Source organism: Nostoc sp. NZL (genome assembly GCF_015714705.1).
GTDB classification, from domain to species: domain Bacteria; phylum Cyanobacteriota; class Cyanobacteriia; order Cyanobacteriales; family Nostocaceae; genus Nostoc; species Nostoc foliaceum_A.
The window spans coordinates 13,630-28,732 of sequence record NZ_WBKL01000138.1 but is presented as its reverse complement, the minus strand read 5'-3'; the positions used below and the strand labels follow the sequence as shown (position 1 = coordinate 28,732).

Below are 15,103 nucleotides of genomic sequence, written 5' to 3'. Positions count from 1 at the left end.
AAATTGCCAATTCTCAAAATGGCAATTGTCAAAGTTCGGATATTTTGAATATATTCCTGTTAAGACATGAGCAACCACATTGCAGTTATTGGCCTTGGCTACGTTGGTCTACCCGTTGCCCTGGCATTTGCTAAAAAATTTCCCAATACTATTGGATTTGATATCAATTTAGAGAAAGTTAAAAGTTTAAATCAAGGTCACGATCGCACAGGTCAAGTCTCCACCGATGAGTTAAGAAACTCTAGCCTAATCATTACTTCCGACCTTTATGATCTAGTAGATACAAACTTTTTTGTGATTGCTGTACCAACTCCTGTTGACCGCAACCATAACCCTGACCTCAGCTTGCTGATTAAAGCCTCTGAACTCGTTGCTAAAGTGCTACAACCTGGAGCGATCGTGGTGTACGAATCCACTGTGTATCCAGGGGTGACAGAGGATATCTGCGGAGCGACTTTGGCCAAGGTATCAGGCTTAAAGCTGGGTGTTGATTTCAAACTGGGCTACTCTCCAGAACGGATTAATCCGGGTGACAAAGCTCATACACTAGAAAAGATTGTCAAAGTGGTAGCTGGGGAAGATGCCGAAACTCTGGAACGAGTCGCAAGTGTCTACACGACCATTATTGATGCGGGTGTGTATCGCACCTCCTCAATTAAAGTAGCTGAGGCTGCCAAAGTCATTGAGAACACCCAGCGAGACTTGAATATTGCTTTGATGAACGAACTGGCGCTAATATGCGATCGCATTGGTATCCGTACCCACGACGTTTTAGCAGCTGCAAATACCAAATGGAACTTTTTGCCATTCACACCAGGACTTGTTGGTGGTCACTGCATTGGGGTTGATCCCTACTATCTAACTACTAAAGCAGAAGAACTGGGATACCATCCCGAAGTCATCCTAGCCGGTCGTCGGATTAACGACAGTATGGGTACTTATCTTGGTCAGCGTTTTGTCAAACTTTTAGTTGAAGCTAACCTATCGATTAAAGAAGCGCGGGTAGGAATTCTCGGTCTCACCTTTAAGGAAAACGTACCCGACATCCGCAATAGTCGCATACCGGATATGGTCGCCGAGTTACAGCAATTTGGTATTGAACCACTCTTACATGATCCTCTGGTAGATCCTGATGAAGCATACCAGGAATATGGCATTGATTTAGTAGATTGGCATAACCTATCTGATTTAGACGGAGTAATATTTGCAGTCAGTCATCAGGCTTATTTAGATATGCCTTGCAAACAACTTTTCAACTGTTTGCGCCCAGGTGGAGTGCTAATGGATATCAAGTCCATTTTTAGCCAAACTACACTACCACCCCATATTCATTACTGGAGCTTATAGGAAAAATATTATGGTCAAGGTTTTAGTCACTGGTGCTGCTGGTTTTATTGGATTTCACCTTAGCCAACGCCTATTAACCAGAGGTGATGAAGTTGTTGGTCTAGATAACCTCAATGATTACTACGATGTCTTCCTTAAAAAAGACCGTTTAGCTCAACTAGAGGAAAACCCAAGTTTTAGTTTTTATAGATTGGATTTGGCAGACTCAGCAGCTATAGGCCAACTTTTCGCCGAACAACGCTTTGATGTGGTGGTCAATTTAGCAGCACAAGCTGGTGTCCGATACTCCATCAAGAATCCTCATGCGTATATAGACAGTAACTTAGTGGGCTTTATTAACATCCTCGAAGGTTGTCGCCATTCAGCCGTTCAGCACTTGGTATTTGCCTCTTCTAGTTCTGTCTACGGTGCTAATACTAAAACACCCTTTTCTATTCACGACAATGTAGACCATCCAGTTAGCTTATATGCTGCTACCAAAAAAGCTAACGAGTTAATGGCTCATAGTTATAGCCATTTATACGGTCTACCAACAACTGGACTCCGCTTCTTTACTGTCTATGGGCCGTGGGGTCGTCCAGATATGGCGCTGTTTTTGTTTACTAAAGCAATTTTGGCAAAGCAACCGATTGATGTGTTTAATTACGGTAAGATGTGCCGAGATTTTACATATATTGACGACATCGTAGAGGGTATTATCCGAGTGATGGATAAAATCCCTGAGCCAAATATCGTCTGGTCGGGAGATGCACCCGACCCAGGTACAAGTAAGGCTGCTTATAAAATTTACAACATAGGTAACAATCAACCAGTTGAATTAATGCACTTTATAGAAGTGCTGGAAGACTGTTTGGGAATGAAAGCACAAAAAAATTTGCTACCTTTACAACCTGGTGATGTCCCCGTTACCTATGCGGATATTGATGATCTAGTCAAGGATATAGGCTTTAAACCTAGTACGCCTATTGAGGTAGGAATTGAACGTTTTGTAGCTTGGTATTGTTCTTATTATCAGAACACGAGTACTCGATCAACTCAAAATTCTTGGGTGAGAGTGGGGAGTAGTAAATAATGAGAATACTGCATATCTGTGCAGTTGGAAGTACTGCTCAGGCGCTTTTACGACCTCAAATTGATTACTTTTTGTCTCATAATCTATCGGTTGAAATAGCTTGTTCTCCAGGTTCAGAGGTTGAAGAATTACAACAACAAGGATATATAGTTCATCCAATTTTAATTGATCGTCAGATATCTCCTGTTTTGAATTTGAGAAGTATTTATCAACTGACGCAATTAATTCAAAAGAATCGGTATGACCTTGTTCATGTACATACTCCAATTGCTGCTGTATTAGGTCGCATTGCAGCGAAACTGGCTGGTGTTAAACGAATTGTCTACACTGCTCACGGTTTTCCATTTCATGATCAATCTTCACCTAGTCAATACGGGTTTTATTTTATTGTTGAGAAACTTGCTGCTTTTATAACTGATCTAATCCTTACCCAAAATTATGAAGATATAGCCACAGCTAAAAAATTAGGTCTTTGTCCATCGGAAAAAGTATGTTATTTGGGTAACGGTGTAGACATTGATCGTTTTAAACGCGATCGCCTCAATTCCACACATCAAACACTATTACGAAAATCATTGGGGATTCCTGATAGTAAAGACTTAATTATTGGCACAATTGGACGTATAATCCATAAAAAAGGAAGTGGATATTTGATTGAAGCCGCAGCCAAATTACTCCCTTACTTCCCTAATCTACAAGTTCTAATAATTGGTTCTCCACTAAGTAGTGATCCTGAACCTTTCCACACAGAATTGATAAAAAAAATTCACACTTTAGGAATTGAGCAACATGTTACTCTGACAGGCGAACGTCAAGATATACCAGAACTGTTAGGGCTGTTAGATATTTTTGTGCTGCCTACATTCACTCATGAAGGATTACCCCGATCTATCGTAGAAGCAATGTCAATGGGTTTACCAGTTGTTACTACAGATATTCGAGGATGTCGAGAAGCAGTAGTACATGGAAAAACTGGTTTAATTGTGCCACCTAAAAATAGTGAAAAGTTAGCTGAGGCTTTGAAAACACTATTATCTAAATATGAATTGCGACAAGCTTATGGTAAAGCTAGCCGTGAGCGGGTCAAAGTTGCATATGATGAAAGATTAGTTTTTGAACGACTCAATAAGTACTATCAAGATTTAGGCGTTTATCCAATATGTCTTGAAAAGTGATTTGGGAAAAAATTTCACTTATAGGCGCAAATAAGAGGGAAAAAATACTTTAAGACTGAAGGATCTATTTATGAATGGTAATAAGTTTTCGGGCATTAATTTAAAAATATACCGCAGATTAATCAAATCTTTATTAGATAGAGTTGTGGCAGCGCTCACTTTAATTTTTATTTTTCCTTTACTCATAAGTGTAGTCAAACTTTTTCCGTGCTTATCGTTCTCTTAAGTGAAGCAAAATATTAAGACTTAGGCGAAATTTTGAGCTTGAGTTTTGTGTTCATGGTTTCTAAAAACTTCTACTTAGCAACTTAATTTTCACTTCAAACACAGCCATTATCTCACAATAATCAATTATGTCAATAAAAGAATCTTCTGGAACCTTTGATAAATATGCACAAATTCTGAAGCGCCGTTGGATTCCTGGCTTAGGTGTTTTTGCTTGTATATTCATAATTTTACAGGTAGCTACATTTTTCGAAAAGCCTTATTTCTTAGCAGAAGGAAAGTTAAGGTTCCAAAGAGTAAACACTGTTTCTTCTCTAACAGGACTAGGGACAGAAATGGGTAAATTAGAACCATTAGTTGATAACAAAAATAATCCTCTTAATACAGAGGCAGAAGTTATCCGCTCTGTCCCAGTTGTTAGAAGTACTATAAATAAACTGAAACTGAAGGACGAGAAGAATATTAATTTAAAAATTAACCAGTTTTTGAAAATGCTCACAGTAAAGGAAATTAATGGGGCTGATATTCTAAGTATTTCTTATAAGGATAAAGATGCAAAAATAGCCGCACAAGTTGTTAATACTCTAATAGATGTCTATTTAGAATACAATATATCTGCTCATAGAAGTCAAGCAACCACCGCTCGTAAGTTTATAGAAAAACAATTACCAAATGCGGAATTAGTTGTTCGACAAGCAGAAGCAGAACTAGCAGGGTTTAAAGAAAAGCACAAAATTGTTTCTCTACAAGAAGAAGCAACTAATTCATTGGAGGTCATTACAGCATTACAACAGCAAATTAGTGAAGCTCAATCTAGATTTGCTGATGCTGAAGCACAAACTCAAGGAATTCGCCAACAATTAGGCATGAACTCCAAGCAAGCAGTACTTATGACTTCTCTTAGCCAAACTTCAGGGGTACAAGATATTCTGAAAGAAATTCAACAGCTAGAATCACAACTGGCAGCTAGACGCACTGCTTTGCAAGACGACCATCCACAAATTATCGATTTGGGATACAAATTGCAGTCTTTAAATGAGCTACTACAAGAACGGATAAAAAACGTTGTAGGAACAACTCAGGCACAATTAAATCATAACTTTCAACTGGGAGAGTTACAACAGCAGCTTTCTGCAAGGCTTGTAGAATTAGAGTCAAACCGTCTGGGTTTAGCAAGCCAAATTACTACTTTATCTGGTTTACAAGCTGCTTATAAACAACGTTTGAATAATCTACCGAGATTAGAACAACAACAGCGCCAGTTTGAACGTAAAGTACAAGCCGCGCAATCTACCTATTCATTGTTACTACAAAAGCTGCAAGAAAGCCGAATAGCTGAAAATCAAAATTTAGGTAATGCAAGCATGATATCCAAAGCCGAAGTACCGGAAGAGTCAATTTCTTCCCCAATGTTTTTGTACTTGAGTACAGGAATATTGGCAAGTTTAGCAGCTTTGGCAACTGTGTATATTTTGGAAACCATAGATAAATCAGTTAAGAATGTTGAGCAAGCGAAGGAGCTATTGAAATTTACTTTATTAGGGACTATTCCTGAATTTAATAACTCAAAAAAAATGATTCGTGGAAATGAAGAGCTAGAGTTATATAGCAAAAGACTTGTAGTTCGAGATATGCCGCGATCGCCCATTAATGAAGCTTACCGAATGTTACGGGCAAATCTGAAGTTTATGAGTGCTGATAAGGAGGTAAAAGTTATAGTTGTCACTAGTTCTGTACCCAGAGAAGGCAAATCAACGGTAGCAGCTAATTTAGCTCTAATAATGGCTCAGATGGAGCGGAAAGTCTTACTGATAGATGCAGATATGCGCCGTCCTGTTCAGCATAAAATCTGGGAACTGATTAATAATCAAGGTCTAAGCAATTTGATTGTTGGACAAGCTGAAATAAGGACAGCTATCAAACAAGTAATGGATAATTTGTATGTCCTAACTTCTGGAGTTACACCTCCTAATCCAGGTTCTCTTCTGGACTCGAAAAAGATGGCTGTATTAATCCAAACTTTATCTGTCTACTATGACTTCGTAATTATTGATGCTCCATCATTAAACGTTGCTGCTGATGCTGCTACTCTAGGTCAAATGGCTGATGGTGTTTTGTTTGTAGTTCGTCCAGGGGTTGTTGATTCTGTTAGCGCCAGTATTGCCAAGGAGCTTTTAGAAAAATCTGGTCAAAATGTCCTTGGACAGGTGGTAAATGGAGTTACTCCCCAGACTGAACGATACAATTACTATTACTCAACTGAGGAAAATAATCTCCAAGAACCTGTTGGGCTAGGAAGTAGAAAATAGGAAATAATTGGTAGAATTAAATAAACTCAAAAATACTGCCAATAATGCGTATTTTTGGCATTGATAATTATGTAGAATTTGGCTTTTATCGCTATCTAAGCCATATTGTCCGCGCACAACTTACTTAGTGCGATCGCAATCAGGTTAGAAGAATTAAATTTACGTTAGTTGTTGTTTTTTAAACAGTGATAACAGCAAACATACGAGTCCAATTACTACCAATGACACTGAAGAAACAGGTTCTGGGACAGACTGAGGGTTTTGCACAGGCTGATAATCGATCATATTCCCTTGAATTGGGCTAAGTGATGCCAGAAGTTGCTCAATGTCGTTAGATATATTTGTGTCATTAATACCAACACTTTTAGAAGAGATGAGTCGGTTAAACGTCTGGCTACTTGATACATCAAAATCTCCTGTTAACCCAAGAAAATTTTGACCCATTTTACCTATCAGAGAGTCTATAAGATTGTTAACATCAGTCTTAATCTCTTGTAGAGATAAATCTAAACTGCTGGTATTGTTGACTTTTCCAATTATTGTTTTTTCACTATCCACTAACCAATTGCCATTACCAATAATTTCATTTCCACTGGTAAAAACCCAGTTACCATTACCAATAATTGTGTTATTACTGCCGAAGTCCCAGTTACCATTTCCAATCGTTGCGTTATCACTACCGAAATGCCAATTACCATTACCTAGTGTTGTGTTGTTACTGTCAAAGTGCCAATTACCATTACCTAATGTTGCGTTGTTACTTCCGTTGTCCCAATACCAGTTGCCGTTACCAAGGGTTGTGTTACTCTTTGCAAATAGCCAGTTGCCATTACCTATGGTTGTATTTTCATTATTAAAGTTCCAGTTCCCATTCCCAATGGTTGCGCTGTTACTGCCATAATCCGAGTTAAAATTACCAATGGTTGCGTTATTATTACCAAAGTTCTTGTTACCATTACCAACCGGTGCGTTGCCCTCATTAAAGGTTTGGCTACCAGTATTAGATGTATTCCCAGCGTTACTAAAGGGTATATTGTTACCAAGGACTTCTTTCAACGGATCGAAAGGGGATTGTTGAAGCAGACTTCCAGCACCCGCAATAAGATTACTGTTACCTGCAAATGGATTGCTAGCGGCACCTGTAATAGGATTACTGTTACCTGCAAACGGATTGTTAGCCCCACCAGCAATAGGATAACCACTACCTGCAAACGGGTTACTACCTCCCGCCAATGTGTTGTCAATATCCTTAAAAAAGCTATCACCCAAAATTAACTTTAATCGATCAAATATTAATTGCTGAAGCTTACTACCACCATCGCCTGCAAACGGGTTAATACCACCACCTGGAATGGGATTGTTGCCGTTACCTATGAATAGATTGCTACCACTTGTCAATAGGTTGCCTTCAGCAGAGAAACTGTTATTGGCAGCAAAGGAACTAACGCTATACAGGTTGCTACCGTCGCCTGCATTTAAGGGGCTAACTTCACCACTAATGGGATTGATAGCAGACGCTTCCATTGGCACTAATTCTCCTATTTTTACTTAAAAAAAATTATGGGGTATTCAGCACCTGTTATACCAATTATGAATTTGCTAAACCCAAAATATCTCTAAAATAAAGGCTTTAATCATCTTACTGTCAAACTAACAGAAAGTATTCCTTAAATCCTTATCTGTAAAGAGTTAAAAGGCGTAAAATAGCAAACTAGTACAAGAATGCAGAAGGCACATCACCGATAATACACGCTTCTCAGTTTTATCGAATGGTATGTTTATTTGCGCCAAACTGTACTAGCATACTATGTACTGAAGAACTCATTATTGTTCTCCTCTATTTATCTGTTAGTTTTCGCAAGAATTCTATTAAGCGAACGGTATTTATCAACCGCCAAATGATGGGATTTGTCCACCACCGCCAAATGATGGGATTTGTCCACCACCGCCAAATGATGGGATTTGTCCACCACCGCCAAATGATGGGATTTGTCCACTACCACCAAATGATGGGATTTGTCCACTACCGCCAAATGATGGGATTTGTCCACTACCACCAAATGATGGGATTTGTCCACTACCGCCAAATGATGGGATTTGTTCACCACCCAGTTCCTTGTCAAGTCTTGATTCAATTAGCTTGTCAATAGTAACCCTCAAACTGAACCCGTCCGGTATTTCAGTTGTGCTAATAGTACCAGTCTGGCTACCAGCACCAGTCAAAGGGTCTCTGCCACTACCTGGATTACCACCGCCTGCGGATGGGTTCACACCGCCTGCAAAGATATTCCAGAAGTTGTCGCCAGCGAAAGGATTACCACCATAGGGTAAATCAGGCTGACTGCCACCGCCACCGCCGCCAATAGGGCTACCGCCACCTTCTCCATTTCCAACACCACTGAATAGATTGGTGAGTTGTTCATCACTGAGAACTTCACTCAAACGACCGAAGGGTGAATCTCTAAGCGGATTGTTCCCACTAGTAGAGGAGTTATCGCTACCACCATTATTCAAATCTGCCATTAGGATTAAGCCTCCTATTCTTGGGATAAAAATCTTGCTAGCATAGCTACATAAAATAGACAAAATTAAGTCTTTATAAGGACTTTTTTCTTGTCTTTATTGTTAGCAACACTAGTTAGTAGCCATTAGATTATTTGGTTATCTTTTTAAGTGCAGATAATTCATTATTTAATTAATGCTACTTACATTAACAATGTATGTGATTTCATTTTGAAGGGCAATGCAAAATATTTTGGTATTTTTATCAAAGTTGTAGATGTTTTTAGACAATAAGTTAAGGAAATTAACTAAGATATTTGTATAATGAAATTCAATTTAGGTAAAATACTATATTGCAATGAATAATCTTTTGGTAAATTTGTCAAATTTTTAGATATTTACTTAATTTGCATTTATCTAGGGTTCTATCACTTTTGTTCGACATTATACCGCTATGCTGATAGCAATAAATAGCGCAGTCACTGGTATAAGGTTCAGATGCAGGGATTATTTCAGATAAATCAGCAAATTCAATCCCGGAATTGTGCGAGAAAGTGTCCACAAAACCAGAGTAATGTAAATTAAACCCAAACTCCATTGATACCAAGCTAGTGCAGAGATGATGCCAGGTAGGTGTTCGTCTCGCAAGCGAATGTCGTTAAATCCTAATTTAACTAGGTTGTTGAGACTAAAATCATAGTAGTTGAGCCAGTTCCAACGGCGATCGCACAACAGAGGCATATATCGTTCCCGAAATGTCTGATTCCTTGGTATCACTGGCAAACGTCCAATCAACAATCGTAACTGGCGAAATGTGCCGTCTTCTGTGAAGTAAGAAACGTCCATTAAATTGTGATAACGACCTTGTTGGTAAAGTCGAATCAATAAAGCCATTGGGACAGGGACAATAATAAGTAAAAGACACCCCAATGTCAGCCAAGGTTTTTGAGCATTGCGAAAGATGGCTAGTAAGCTCAAGAATTCTAAAACGCTAAAACTCACTAATATCGAAATGGTTTCATAAGATGTAGGAATAATTGGTACAGGATGCAGCCGACGATAGCGATCTACTAACCAAAACAGTAAGCCGAAATAAGCGATCGCAACTCCTCCCACGCCAAACACTAACCAAAAATTCGTACCATAGCCGCTCAACAACAGCAGTACACTCAACCCCAAGCAACTCCAAGCTTGCAGTAACCACCCAACAATGGAAAGAGGTTCACTAACAATTAAGCGATCGCTTAGTTGTGTGTATTTTTCTAAATCGATGTCTGCTAAGGTGAGTAACTCACTACTGTTACGAAATAATTTTATCAGACGACGCTGGGCGATCGCTTCGGCTTGAGTTGCAGAAAAACCCAGATTAATCAAACTTGCAACAGTTGCACTGTTAATATTTGTAGCTGTCAAACTGCGGCTCATTTCTACTAATCGCAGTTGTTGTTTTGTGTATTCCAGTTCATTAGCATCGGCAACTTGTTGTTGCTGACGGAAATTTTGTCCTAAATTCCGCAAGATGTTTTGATTACCTTGCAATGTAGGGATGCAGAACATCTTACCAATCTGACCAGGATTACCTAAAATTTTTGCTTGATTAGAGTTAAAAGTTAAACTAGGTACGCTTAAACAAGCTTCTGTAGAAAACCTCGCATCGCTAAAATCTGCTTGATTGAGAATGCTTGCACCTTGCAAATTTACTGATTGATTAAACTCCACTTCTCGAAATATGACAGCTTGCTCAAAAGTAGCTTCTGTTAAAAGGAGGAACTGATTAAAATTTGCTTTAGTAAACTGGGCTTGATTCGCAAAGCGGACATCAGAAAAATCAGCATTTTCTTGCCACTGCCCACTATTGAATTTAGCCAATTGTTTAAAATTTGCTTGGTTGAAGTTGGTAACCTTTTCAAAGATGCTGCCTTGAAAATCAGCGAGTTCCTGAAATTGGGTTTGTTTAAAATTAGCTTTTTCAAAAAAAATACTGCCCTGAAAATTGCTTCGTTGCTTGAATTTAGCACCGCTAAAGCTGACGGGACGACCAAATCGAGTTTCAGCCCAGTTAGTGGATTGGAGAAAAGTTGCACCTTGGGCATCTACAGACTGAAGAAAGAATGTATTAGAGAACTTCATTTCGCCATTGAAACGAGTTTGCACCAGTGTCAAGACACCACGAAAAACGGAAATTTCACTCGATGGAGTTGACTTTGTTCCCAAAAGCGATCGACAATCTTTAGAGTTCGTGAGTGACTCCAGACAAACGAAGCGCAAACGCTCTAGTTCTTTTTGTTCGGTGGCGGTGAAAATCGCAGCGATCGCTTGGGCATACAAAGGTGTTCTTAAACCCAAATCGCTGCCTACAAAATCTCCTAAAATCAGAGTATAGCTAAGGTCTAAACCTAGAGGTTTTGCACCTAGTTCTTTTCGTAGTAGTTGGTAAAAGGCATCACGAAAGCTAGTATTTTCTGGGCGCAAATCAATCACCATCTTCTGCAAATCTACCGTCAAATTGCCTTCGCGGAGTGTGGGTGTGCGTAGACGTTCTTGTAATAATTCCAGAGTTAAGGGTGTGCGTTCTGGTTGCGTCTGTGCTGCCCACGTTGGTAGAGGGAGGAAGAGGAGAATTGATAAAACGCAAAGGAGCGCAATCGCAAAGCGTCTTGCAGAGAAGGAAAGCGCAGAGTAGCGCCAAGAAACACCTCTGCGTACCTTTGCGTTTAACCTCTGCGTACCTACCCTGCGGGAAGGCGTTCGCGTAGCGTCTCGTAGAGAAGCGCCTATGCGTTTAAAAAATAAATTATGCAAATTGTTCGATCAATCGTCGCTAATCAGTAGAACAATTTTACCCGTCACAGAACCGCTTTCAATTAGTTGGTGCGCCTTAGCCGCTTCTTTCAAGGGAAATTTGTGACTAACATGGATTTTTAATTTGCTTTCATCAATCCAGGTAGCACATTGTTCGAGAATTTTTGCATGGTGCTGGAGGCTTTCTTCTAATCCTAGCAACGCTGGTGTCAGCATTAATTCTAAACCAATGCGGAGATTGCGTAGCCTAGCAGTTTTCCAAACAGTATTGGCATCTGGTTCGAGAATCGTCACAATATCGCCATATACTCGCACTGCGGGGAAGGTTTTATGAAAGGTTTCGCCGCCTACGGTATCAAAAGCCAAGTCTACGCCTTCGCCGCCAGTCCAATCTAATACCGCTTGCACAAAGTCTGTTTGTTTGTAAAAAATTACATGATCGGCACCTAGTTGTTTGACGAAATTAGCTTTTTCTTCAGAACTGACTGTGGTGGAAACAGTAGCACCTTTGAGTTTCGCCAATTGAATTGCTACATGACCGACACCACCAGCACCCGCATGAATGAAAACCCGTTCCCCAGGTTCCAATCGTCCCCGTTCGTATAAAGCTTCCCAGGCAGTGATTAACACCAAAGGCGCTGCTGCTGCTTCGGCAAAGGAGATAGACGCGGGTTTACGTGCCACAAACCGCTCATCCACAACGGTATATTCAGCATAATTACCTTGGTGTGCGCCCAAGCCGCCATAGCAAAAATATACCTCATCGCCTGGGCGAAAACGCTGAACACTAGCACCCACTGCTTCGACTACACCTGCACCATCACATCCTAAAATTGTCGGCGTGCGATCGGGGTAGAAAGTGCCCCGGCTACGAAGTTTAGTATCAATGGGGTTAACGCCAGCCGCCACCAAACGCACTAAAAGTTCAGTATTACCTACGGGAATAGCAGGGTTTGGCACTTCCTGTACTTGCAGAACTTCTGGACTGCCAGCTGCTGTCATCAAGACTGCTTTCACAACTCTTTCCTCCTGGCTTTAGATGCACGTTCATTTGCAACTTTAGCGCAAGAGTGTGGACACAAAGTTATGTCTGGGGGAAAACTGCGTAGGCGTAGCCCGTCTTAGACATCGCGTTAACGTCCCTATCTCATTCTTGAAAAGGGAAAAACCGCAAAACATGATGTTTCACGGCTTTCAGTGTGGTATGAGGAGTTTAACTATATATCATGATAAATTAGCTGCCCAACAAGAACACACTCGTAACAATTTTGGTAACAGAGTTTTTTTCCGATGATCGCAAAGCTTGTCATCGTAACAATGACTGATTGGGCGTTAACTGGCTCTCAAAACGGCTATAAACAACTTGGGTTGGATACCAAGAAGAAAACCAGTACAAATCTTGAATAACTTTGCCAGAACTACTTCCATCTGCTAACTCAAAGTGAACCAGAGCTAAATTATTAAATCCAACTACTTCTCGCCCCTCCTGAATACAACGAGATTTCCAAAACATCAGGGGTTGTAACCATTTCCATTTGGCATTTTCGGCTCGTTTCCAGGGAGCTATCAACGATAATATATCTGCTGTGTAGGCAGAAGTCTGAACACTGTTTCGAGGTATCCACTCCAGCACACAATGCCAGTCAGAATTAGTCAGAATCTGGCGATTATGGTGTAATTGTTTCTCTGAAATTTCTACCATATTGGGTGGATTACTCCACCCTATCCAATGTCGCACCTTTTCTGGTAGTAGCCAATCTTTCAATCGTGTATGAATAAGCCGCGTCAAAATCTCTTCATTCTTCAATGCACTAGCGGTTAACTGCACCAAGACAGATTGTAATTTGGAATGAGTGCGTGCATAAGATAAGTGAGCAACCGAACTGTAGTGAATATCCCCGGATAGAATAACGACTTGTTGACGTTCCTCAAACAAGGTGGTTAGGAATTTCGCCAGTGCTTCAACATTGATGTTCCAAGCATCTCCAACATCGGTTGAAAAAACTTTTTCGCGTTGCAAATGCCAGTGGTGAATCCAATCTATCACTTGTAATCCAAATACATTTGTGGGCGCAATCACAAACGTAGTTTGAATCTGAGTTTGTTCCGCTATTTCTTGTAAAGGTAAAACTAGTTGTTGCTCAAAAGCTTTTGGACACAGCAGCATCGGCGGTGCGATCGCTTTTTGATCGGCTGGATAACCCCGCCAAGTTCGTGTATCCAACACGATTACTTCATGGCAATTGCTCCGAACTATGTAGTGCCAAGTGATTGCTTCAGGATGTCGATCCAAAATGAATACTGGACCGTCTCGGACTAAAATAGGTAAATCTGTGTGGGTATCGTTGGCTGGCATACCTACATAACGAGCGATCGCCTGATCAGCCTTTGCATCCTTCCCTTGGGAAGCTGACCAAGCTTGGGCAGCCGCCAACAGCTTTTCACCGGATTGACCTTCTGTAAATTGCTTTGGCGTATTGCCCCACCCTTGAAAAACCGTGTAGGCTAATAATGCATTTTGGACTATTCTTCGCCCCAAGGGACGCCCCAGCACTCGCAAACACCAAGCTTGGTTTAAATTCCAGTCATCACTAACATCATGGTCATCAAAGATGGTGTACATGGGAATATTGGCAAGGGCGCGGCGCACTTTCCAAAGCGTATAAATGAATTGGCGCAAATGCCGCACTGCTCGATTCCAGTCTTTGATAGCATGGCGATCGCGCATTACTTGGTGTCCTTTGGGAAATGCAACCGGCCAGCACACTGGTGACCAAGCTAGTAAATAAGTAGCGTAGTACTCACCCAGGCTGAAAAGATGACTGTTAACTTTATCAGATTTATTATGTAATCCTGCGGTCAAACCTGCTTGATTTGTCGCAACATCAGCCCGCTGTCCGGGGGGTAGCTGCTGGGGAGTGCAGTATACTCCATTCACAGGAAGTTGTTCTTCCCAACCCAAGAGGGCATCACCAAGGGTACTGGCAACCCACAAGGATGGTTCTGCTACATCGTCGCCGTAAATTTGATCTCCGGTAAGGAATAGCTGGTGGGGGCGGTGTTGGGGTTGATTAGCTGAAGCCTCAATCAAACTGTCAAGAATCGGCAGTGCATCAAACCCATGACCATGAGGTTTACGGCAGGAAGCATGGATAATTTGCAAATCTTGAAGATGGTTTGGCGGCAGAACAAAGGTTGGTTTTTGATGCTCAAAGTAGCTGATGCTGACTGTAGGAAAGGAGTTTGAGCATAATGCTTGTTGCAGAGTTTGCTTTTGGTCAGCAACAGTAAATTGGAGGTCGTATGCATAGATGCAATGGCTAGTTAGGTGATGTCCAACTGTAGACCAAGCCGTGATCGCAAGTACATGAAGATACTTACCCAGAGCAACGGTAGAGCGTTTCCCCTCTAATAAACAATTTCCTAGCGCTTTACCATCATTTGTTGTGTCATAAATCTTAAGTTCTACCTGACAAGACTGTTTCAGTGCCATCCATACCGTCACTGAATCTGGCTCAGTATGTTTGAGGATTGGCCCCCCTAAAATCAGTGGCAGTTCTTGTAAAAACTCGTCCCCAACTTGATACTTCATTGCAAACAGTTGACAAAGTAGTGGTGTTTTAGATGTGTGACTTTGCTCCTAAATTGGTAGCCCCAACTCATCTAATCAC

9 protein-coding genes are annotated in these 15,103 nt (G+C 40.8%); 4 read left to right on the top strand and 5 right to left on the bottom strand.

The window, feature by feature from the left end; all coding sequences use genetic code 11:
- Positions 1 to 66: 66 nt before the first annotated feature.
- The 4 genes from F8R90_RS19605 (at position 67) to F8R90_RS19590 (ending at position 6,128) form a co-directional block, all read left to right on the top strand.
- Positions 67 to 1,347, top strand: a complete 1,281-nt coding sequence (locus tag F8R90_RS19605) for a nucleotide sugar dehydrogenase (RefSeq protein WP_196512067.1) — start codon at positions 67 to 69, stop codon at positions 1,345 to 1,347.
- A 10-nt stretch (positions 1,348 to 1,357) separates the two neighbouring features.
- The gene (locus tag F8R90_RS19600; protein WP_230966491.1) at positions 1,358 to 2,419 is read left to right on the top strand and encodes an NAD-dependent epimerase; all 1,062 of its coding nucleotides are present in this window, start codon (positions 1,358 to 1,360) and stop codon (positions 2,417 to 2,419) included.
- On the top strand, positions 2,419 to 3,594 hold the full coding sequence (locus F8R90_RS19595; protein WP_196512066.1) for a glycosyltransferase family 4 protein: 1,176 nt from the start codon (positions 2,419 to 2,421) through the stop codon (positions 3,592 to 3,594). Before F8R90_RS19600 ends, F8R90_RS19595 begins: the two co-directional genes overlap by 1 nt.
- A gap of 353 nt (positions 3,595 to 3,947) precedes the next feature.
- Positions 3,948 to 6,128, top strand: coding sequence for a GumC family protein (locus F8R90_RS19590; RefSeq protein WP_196512065.1), 2,181 nt, complete (start codon positions 3,948 to 3,950; stop codon positions 6,126 to 6,128).
- 159 nt (positions 6,129 to 6,287) lie between these two features.
- Here the strand turns inward: F8R90_RS19590 and F8R90_RS19585 are convergent, their stop codons facing one another.
- From F8R90_RS19585 to F8R90_RS19565, 5 genes are all read right to left on the bottom strand, one after another.
- Positions 6,288 to 7,652, bottom strand: coding sequence for a hypothetical protein (locus F8R90_RS19585; protein ID WP_196512064.1), 1,365 nt, complete (start codon positions 7,650 to 7,652; stop codon positions 6,288 to 6,290).
- Positions 7,653 to 8,015: 363 nt separating this feature from the next.
- Positions 8,016 to 8,651, bottom strand: coding sequence for a hypothetical protein (locus F8R90_RS19580; RefSeq protein ID WP_196512063.1), 636 nt, complete (start codon positions 8,649 to 8,651; stop codon positions 8,016 to 8,018).
- Between the two features lie 486 nt (positions 8,652 to 9,137).
- A complete protein-coding gene (locus tag F8R90_RS19575; RefSeq protein ID WP_442946751.1) occupies positions 9,138 to 11,432 on the bottom strand; it encodes a pentapeptide repeat-containing protein in 2,295 nt (764 codons plus the stop codon).
- A gap of 9 nt (positions 11,433 to 11,441) precedes the next feature.
- Entirely contained in the window at positions 11,442 to 12,449 is a 1,008-nt protein-coding gene (locus F8R90_RS19570) for a zinc-dependent alcohol dehydrogenase family protein (RefSeq protein ID WP_196512062.1), read from the bottom strand.
- 289 nt (positions 12,450 to 12,738) lie between these two features.
- Positions 12,739 to 15,024 carry a PhoD-like phosphatase gene (locus F8R90_RS19565; protein ID WP_196512061.1) on the bottom strand — a complete coding sequence of 762 codons (2,286 nt, stop codon included), beginning with the start codon at positions 15,022 to 15,024 and terminating at the stop codon, positions 12,739 to 12,741.
- Positions 15,025 to 15,103: the final 79 nt, after the last annotated feature.

Excerpts from the sequence above, each read along its gene's own strand:
- F8R90_RS19605 (WP_196512067.1), top strand. The coding sequence starts at position 67 with ATGAGCAACCACATTGCAGTTATTGGCCTTGGCTACGTTGGTCTACCC.
- F8R90_RS19580 (WP_196512063.1), bottom strand. The coding sequence starts at position 8,651 with ATGGCAGATTTGAATAATGGTGGTAGCGATAACTCCTCTACTAGTGGG.
- F8R90_RS19585 (WP_196512064.1), bottom strand. The coding sequence starts at position 7,652 with ATGGAAGCGTCTGCTATCAATCCCATTAGTGGTGAAGTTAGCCCCTTA.
- F8R90_RS19590 (WP_196512065.1), top strand. The coding sequence starts at position 3,948 with ATGTCAATAAAAGAATCTTCTGGAACCTTTGATAAATATGCACAAATT.
- F8R90_RS19565 (WP_196512061.1), bottom strand. The coding sequence starts at position 15,024 with ATGAAGTATCAAGTTGGGGACGAGTTTTTACAAGAACTGCCACTGATT.
- F8R90_RS19600 (WP_230966491.1), top strand. The coding sequence starts at position 1,358 with ATGGTCAAGGTTTTAGTCACTGGTGCTGCTGGTTTTATTGGATTTCAC.
- F8R90_RS19595 (WP_196512066.1), top strand. The coding sequence starts at position 2,419 with ATGAGAATACTGCATATCTGTGCAGTTGGAAGTACTGCTCAGGCGCTT.